Source organism: Mesorhizobium sp. M7A.F.Ca.CA.002.09.1.1, assembly GCF_003998555.1.
Classification (GTDB): domain Bacteria; phylum Pseudomonadota; class Alphaproteobacteria; order Rhizobiales; family Rhizobiaceae; genus Mesorhizobium; species Mesorhizobium ciceri.
Genome location: NZ_RZRR01000707.1, coordinates 1 through 2,998, shown reverse-complemented (window position 1 = coordinate 2,998; position 2,998 = coordinate 1). Strand labels below are relative to the sequence as shown.

3 protein-coding genes are annotated in these 2,998 nt (G+C 65.9%); 2 read left to right on the top strand and 1 reads right to left on the bottom strand.

Annotation, left to right across the window (positions count from 1 at the left end; genetic code table 11):
* The first annotated feature begins 1 nt into the window (after position 1).
* Together EN994_RS24835 and EN994_RS24830 are read left to right on the top strand one after the other, a co-directional pair.
* Positions 2 to 1,111: a Gfo/Idh/MocA family oxidoreductase gene (locus tag EN994_RS24835; protein WP_245466077.1), complete on the top strand. Its 1,110-nt coding sequence runs from the start codon at positions 2 to 4 to the stop codon at positions 1,109 to 1,111.
* 10 nt (positions 1,112 to 1,121) lie between these two features.
* Positions 1,122 to 2,075: an alpha/beta hydrolase gene (locus EN994_RS24830; RefSeq protein ID WP_082826663.1), complete on the top strand. Its 954-nt coding sequence runs from the start codon at positions 1,122 to 1,124 to the stop codon at positions 2,073 to 2,075.
* On the opposite strand, the gene EN994_RS24825 is transcribed toward EN994_RS24830, so the two are convergent.
* Positions 2,072 to 2,998 (bottom strand): LacI family DNA-binding transcriptional regulator (locus EN994_RS24825; protein ID WP_164746150.1); only part of this gene is annotated, 927 nt, incomplete at its 5' end. The two genes, EN994_RS24830 and EN994_RS24825, sit on opposite strands and share 4 nt — an antisense overlap.

Here is a 2,998-nt window from a genome sequence, read left to right as displayed (position 1 = left end):
CATCGGATGCGGCAATATCTCGATGACCTATCTGCGCAATGCCGCTCTCTTCGGCGGCATCGAGTTGCGCGCCTGCGCCGATATCTCGGCCGACATGACGGCGCTGCGGGCGAAGGAATATGGCATACGGGCACTCGGCGTCGATGCACTGCTGGCCGACCCCGAGATCGATCTCGTCCTCAACCTGACCATTCCGGCGGCGCATTTCGACATTTCGTTTGCCGCCCTTTCGGCCGGCAAGCACGTCTTCACCGAAAAGCCGCTCGCCACCTCGGCCGCCGATGGACGGCGCCTGGTCGACGAGGCGCGGTCGCGCGGGCTGCTGCTCGGCTCGGCGCCCGACACCTTCCTTGGTGCAGCCGGACGCCGCGCCCGCCGGCTGATGGATGACGGCGCCATCGGCCGCCCGGTCACCGGCACCGCCTTCATGATGGGCCGCGGCATGGAGCACTGGCACCCCAACCCGCAGTTCTACTACCAGCCAGGCGGTGGCCCGGTGTTCGACATGGGCCCCTACTATCTGACCATGCTGGTCAATCTGCTCGGCCCGGTCGAACGCGTCATGGCGATGGCGACGCGCGGCCAGGAGGAGCGGCTGATCACTGCCGAAGGGCCATTCAAGAACACCACATTCAAGGTCGGCACGCCGACCAATGTGCTGTCGCTGCTGGAGTTCCGCTCCGGCGCAACCGTCACCTTCGGCGCCTCGTGGGATGTCTTTCGCCACTCCAACCATCCGATCGAACTGCACGGCACGGAAGGCTCGCTGCGCCTGCCCGACCCCGACACGTTCGGCGGCACCGTGTCGCTGTCGAAACGCGGCACCGACTGGAGGGATTTCGCCAGCGAAGGCGAACTCTATGGCGCCCGCAACTGGCCTTATGCGGCGCCCGATCGCGCCAATTACCGCATGCTCGGCGTCGCCGATCTGGTGCGCTCGCTTCAGACCGGCAACACGCCACGCGCCTCCGGCAATCTGGCGCTGCATGTGCTGGAGATCATGGAGGCTATCCTGCGCTCCGGTGAAACACAGGGCTCGGTCGCCATCGCGGGCGATGTCGTCCAGCCGGCCCTGCTGACCGAGGAAGAGGCGAGCGATCTGCTGGCCTGAGGGTATGATCATGACGCTCGATCCGGATGCGCTGCGCGTCCTCGACATGGCTCGTGCAGCCGGCGGCAAGCCATTCGAGACCGGCAGCGTGGCGGCGGCGCGAGCTGCCTACAACGCCTCGTTCCCGACGCTGCAAGGTGAGCATGAGCCGGTCGCGACGACCTTTGAACAGCAGATCGACGGGCCGAACGGCCCCATCGCTGTCCGCATCCATCGCGGCATCGACGCACTGCCGAGCGGGGCGCCGGCGCTGCTCTATCTGCATGGCGGCGGCTGGGTCATCGGCAATCTCGATTCACATGACGAGATCTGCCGCCTGATGGCCAATCTCGGCAACGCCGTCATTGTCTGCCCCGACTATCGCCTGGCCCCGGAGCACAAATTTCCCGCCGGGCTCGAGGATTGCCTGGCGACACTTCGCTTCATGGCCGAGAATGCCGTCGACCTGGGCATCGACAAGGTGCGCATTGGTGTTGCCGGCGACAGCGCCGGCGGCAATCTTGCCGCAGTGCTGGCGCTGCTCGCACGCGATGGGCTCGCTCCACCACTTGCGACGCAGATCCTGATCTATCCCAACACCGACGCGCGGCAGACATCGGACAGCTACCGGCGTTTCGGCGACGGCTTCGGCCTTACCGCGACGACCATGGCATGGTTCCGCGACCATTATGTGCGAACGCCCGACAATATCATGGACTGGCGCGTCTCGCCCTTGCTGGCGCCTGATCTTGCCGGCGTCGCGCCAGCATTCGTGGCGCTTGCGGGCTGTGACATCCTGGCCGACGAAGGGGCAGCCTATGCGGCGCGCCTGCAGGCCGCGGGCGTGCCTATGATCCTGCGGCAATGGCCGGGCCAGATCCATGGCTTCGTCTCGATGGGACGCCATATTCCCGCCGCCCGGCAAGCGGTGGTCGAGGGGGTGACGGCCTGGCGCCACTTCGAGGGATCGACGTCGACCGGTTAGGCCGACTGACGCATCACCAGGTTGGCACCGAGCTTGACGGTGCGCGCCATGCCCTGCTTCGGCGGATCGGCCTCGTCCAGCAGGGCCAGCAGGATCTCGACGCTGCGGCCGGCCATGGCGGTGAAATCCTGCGCCATGGTGGTCAGCGCCGGACAGGTGTAGCGGCTCAGCGGATGGTCGTCGTGGGCGGCAACGCGCAGATCGCAATCGGGCCTGCGGCCGACCTTCAGGCCGCGCGAGTACGCGGCCGCCATTACGCCAAAGGCGAGACGATCGTTGGCGCACAGGATGGTGCGGCCGGGCAAGGTCCCGGCCTCCAGCATTTTTTCCGTCTGCTCGTAGCCGATGCGTTCGAAGTCCCAGGTGTAATCGCGCGCGGCCTCGATGACGGCCGGCTTGAAGCCGGCGGTCTCCATCGCGACGATGTAGCTCTCCTGGCGTTCGCCGGAGTTGTGGTTGACATGCGGAATGTCGAGATAGACCGGCGGTTCGCCCGAGCGACAGAGATAGTCGACGATGGTCGACACGCTCTGCCGGTTGTCGTTGCCGACGAACGGCGTATCGCCCTCGATATAGGTGTCGAAATAGACGATCGGAATGTCCTGCCCGAGCTTGTCGAAGACGCTGCGGTCGGAGGCAAGGCCGAGCGGGGCGATGATCGCGCCGGCCACCTTCAGCGACAGCAGCGTCCTGACCGACTCCGCCTCCAGCTTCGTCGAGCCATGCGAGGAAATGACGATCGGCCAGTAGCCTTCGTCGCGGCAACGAAATTCGATGCGGCTGACCATCTCGGCGTAGAAAGGATCGGTGATCGTCGGCACGACGATGCCGATGTTGCGGGTGCGCTTGCGGTTGAGATTGCGGGCGAAAAGGTTCGGCTGATAGTCCGAGGAACGCAGGGCGGCTTCGATGCGCGCCCGCGT

Excerpts from the sequence above, each read along its gene's own strand:
- EN994_RS24830 (WP_082826663.1), top strand. The coding sequence starts at position 1,122 with ATGACGCTCGATCCGGATGCGCTGCGCGTCCTCGACATGGCTCGTGCA.